General features: G+C 70.9%; 1 protein-coding gene. It reads left to right on the top strand.

Annotation, left to right across the window (positions count from 1 at the left end; translation table 11 throughout):
- A partial coding sequence (locus A5756_RS07675; protein ID WP_156659318.1) for a non-ribosomal peptide synthetase occupies positions 1-3,832 on the top strand: 3,832 nt, incomplete at both ends.

The raw sequence follows: 3,832 nt of genomic DNA, 5'->3' as shown, positions 1-3,832 counted from the left end.
CATTCGTATGCGTTTGATTTCTCGGTGTGGGAGATCTGGGGGGCGCTGCTGCACGGCGGGCGACTGGTGGTGGTCCCGGAGGCCGTGGCGCGCTCGCCGAAGGATTTTCATGCGTTGGTGGTGGCCGAGAAGGTGACGGTGTTGAGTCAGACCCCGGCGGCCGTTCGCATGCTGTCACCGGAAGGCCTGGACTCCGCGGCGCTGGTGATCGGCGCGGAGCCCGTACCCCCGGAGCTGGTGGACCGCTGGGCACCAGGGCGGGCGATGATGAACGTCTACGGCCCGACCGAGAGCACGATCTTCGCGTCCATGAGCACCCCGCTGACCGCGAAATCCGGTGCGCCGCCGATTGGTTCGGCGGTGCCAGGGACAGGACTGTTCGTGCTGGACGGCTGGTTGCGGCCCGTGCCGGTCGGGGTGATCGGGGAGTTGTATGTCGCCGGGCGCGGGGTGGGCCTGGGATACGTGCGCCGGCCCGACTTGACCGCATCGCGGTTCGTGGCCTGCCCGTTCGGCGAGCCCGGACAACGGATGTATCGCAGCGGGGACCTGGTGCGCTGGGGCACCGACGGCCAACTGCAGTACGTCGGACGCACCGACGAGCAAGTCAAGATCCGCGGTTACCGCATCGAGATCGGCGAGATCCGCTCGGCCCTCGCCGCTTTGGACGGCGTCGACGAAGCGGTGGTCGTCGTCCGCGAGGACCGCCCCGGCGATAAGCGACTAGTCGGCTACATCACCGGAGCCGCCGAGCCGGCCACAATGCGCGCCGCGCTGGCCGAGCGGCTGCCGGGCTACATGGTCCCGGCCGGGATCGTGGTGCTCGAGGCGCTACCCGTGACGGTCAACGGCAAACTCGACACCCGCGCCCTCCCCACTCCCGAATACACCGCCTCGGGCTATCGCGCCCCCACCAATCCCACCGAGGAGATCCTGGCCGGGATCTACGCCCAGGTGCTCGGGGTCGATCGCGTCGGGATCGACCAGTCGTTCTTCGACCTGGGCGGCGACAGCATCCTGGCGATGCGTCTGATCGCCGCGGTCAACACCGACCTAGACGAGTACCTGTCGGTGCGCGCCGTGTTCGAGGCGCCCACCATCGCCCAGCTGGCACCCCGGATCGGGGAGGGCGCCGGCCGGCTCGAGCCGTTGGTGGCCGGCCCCCGGCCGGCGGTCGTCCCGCTGTCGTTCGCCCAGAGCCGGCTGTGGTTCCTGGACCAATTGCAAGGCCCGTCACCGGTTTACAACATGGCGGCGGCAATGCGCCTGCGTGGTCGGCTCGACGCCGACGTGCTCGGTGCGGCGCTGGCCGACGTGGTGGCCCGCCACGAGAGCCTGCGCACCGTGTTCGCCGCGCCCGAGGGAACGCCCCAGCAGGTGGTCATCCCCGCGGAGCGAGCCGATTTCGGCTGGCAGGTCGTCGACGCCAGCGGCTGGTCGGCGGGCCGGCTGGACGAGGCCGTCAAGGCCGCGGCGCGCGGCACCTTCGACCTGGCGACCGATATTCCGTTGCGCGCCTGGGTCTTCCGCGTCGCGGACGACGAACACGTGCTGGTGGCCGTGGTGCACCACATCGCCGCCGACGGCTGGTCGCTGCGGCCGCTGGCCGCCGACCTCGGCGTCGCGTACGCCAGCCGATGCGCGGGGCAGGCCCCCGAGTGGGACGAATTGCCGGTCCAGTACGTGGATTACACGTTGTGGCAGCGCGCCCAGTTCGGCGACCTGAAGGACAGCGACAGCCGCATCGCCGCCCAGCTGGCCTATTGGGAAGAGGCCCTGGCCGGCATGCCGGAGCGGTTGCAGTTGCCCACCGACCGCCCCTACCCGCAGGTGGCCGACCAGCGCGGGGCTACGGTGGCGATCGACTGGCCGGCCGACTTGCAGCAGCAGGTTTCGGCGGTGGCCCGCGAACACAATGCGACCAGCTTCATGGTGGTGCAGGCCGCTCTGGCGGTTCTGCTGGCCAAGCTGAGCGCGAGTAGCGATGTGGCGGTGGGCTTTCCGATCGCCGGGCGGCGCGACCCCGCGCTCGACGACTTGGTCGGATTCTTCGTCAACACCCTGGTGCTGCGCGTCGACATGTCCGGCAACCCCACCTTCACCGAGCTGTTGGACCGGGTGCGCGCGCGCAGCCTGGAGGCCTTCGAGCATCAGGACGTGCCCTTCGAGGTGCTGGTGGAGCGCGTCAACCCGACCCGAAGCCTCACCCATCACCCGCTGATTCAGGTGATGCTGGCTTGGCAGAACTTCGGCGGGCAGGACAACGACCCCGCGACCGGGCTGGCCCTGGGCGACGTTCGGGTCACCCCGATACCGCTGGACACCCAGGTCGCCCGCATGGACCTGACCTTCTCGATGACCGAGCGCTGGACCGAGACCGACGAGCCCGCCGGGATCGGCGGGCGGGTGGAATTCCGCACCGACGTGTTCGACGCGGACAGCATCGAGACACTGGTCGGGCGCCTGCAGCGGGTGCTGGCGACGATGACCACCGATCCCGCCCGCCCCGTGTCGTCGGTCGACCTGCTCGATGCGGATGAACGGGCCCGGCTGGACGAGATCGGCAACCGGGCGGCGCTGGCCGCGCCGGCAAACGCGCCGACGTCGATTCCGGAATCCTTTGCCGCCCAGGCGGCGCGCACGCCGGATGCGCCTGCGCTCAGCAGCGGTACCCGGTCGTGGACGTATCGCGAGCTCGACCAGGCGTCCAACAGGTTGGCCCACCTGCTGGCCGGCCGCGGCGCCGCCCCGGGACAGTGCGTGGCACTGCTGTTCGATCGCGCGGCCGAGGCGATCGTGGCGATCGTGGCGGTGCTCAAGACCGGGGCGGCCTATCTGCCAATCGATCCCGCGCATCCGGCCGCCCGGATCGGCTTCATGCTCGCCGACGCCACGCCCGTCGCGGTGGTCACCACCGCCGCCCTTGCCGACCGGCTCGACGGGTACGACGTGGCGGTCATCGACGTGGACGATCCCGCCGTCGACGCCCAGCCCGTCATCGCGTTGCCGGCGCCGAGCGCGGAGGACGTCGCCTACCTCATCTACACCTCGGGAACCACCGGGGTGCCCAAGGGTGTGGCGGTCAGCCACCGCAACGTGACGCAGCTGATGGCGACGGTGGACGCCAGCCTGCCGGACGCCGGCGTGTGGTCGCAGTGGCATTCCTACGGCTTCGACGTGTCGGTGTGGGAGATCTTCGGCGCGCTGTTGCGCGGCGGCCGCCTGGTGGTGATCCCCGACGCGGTGGTGCGATCCCCGGAGGACCTGCACGAGTTGCTGGTCGCCGAGCGGGTCAGCGTGCTGAGCCAAACCCCTTCCGCCGCAGCGATGCTCGACCCGCGGGGGCTGGAGTCGGCGGCCCTGGTGGTGGCCGGCGAGGCCTGCCCGACCGAGCTGGTCGACCGGTGGGCGCCCGGACGGGTGATGACCAACGCCTACGGACCCACCGAAACCACGGTGTACGCGGCGATCAGCGCGCCGCTTGCCCCCGGCTCGGCCGTCGTTCCGATCGGCTCCCCGGTCGCCGGGGCGGCGTTGTTCGTGCTCGACGAATCCCTGCGGCCGGTGCCACCCGGCGTGGTCGGCGAGCTGTACGTGGCCGGCGCCGGGCTGGCCCGCGGGTACTGGCGCCGGGCGGCGCTGACGGCGTCGCGGTTTGTCGCCTGTCCATTCGGCGGCCCAGGGGCACGCATGTATCGCACCGGCGACCTGGTCTGCTGGGGCTCCGATGGGCAGCTGCAGTACTTGGGCCGCGCCGACGAGCAGGTCAAGATCCGCGGCTACCGCATCGAGCTCGGCGAAATCCGCACGGCGCTAACCGGTTTGACCGGGG

Source organism: Mycobacterium sp. 852002-53434_SCH5985345, assembly GCF_001667155.1.
Lineage (GTDB): Bacteria > Actinomycetota > Actinomycetes > Mycobacteriales > Mycobacteriaceae > Mycobacterium.
This window is presented reverse-complemented; position numbering and strand designations above follow the sequence as displayed.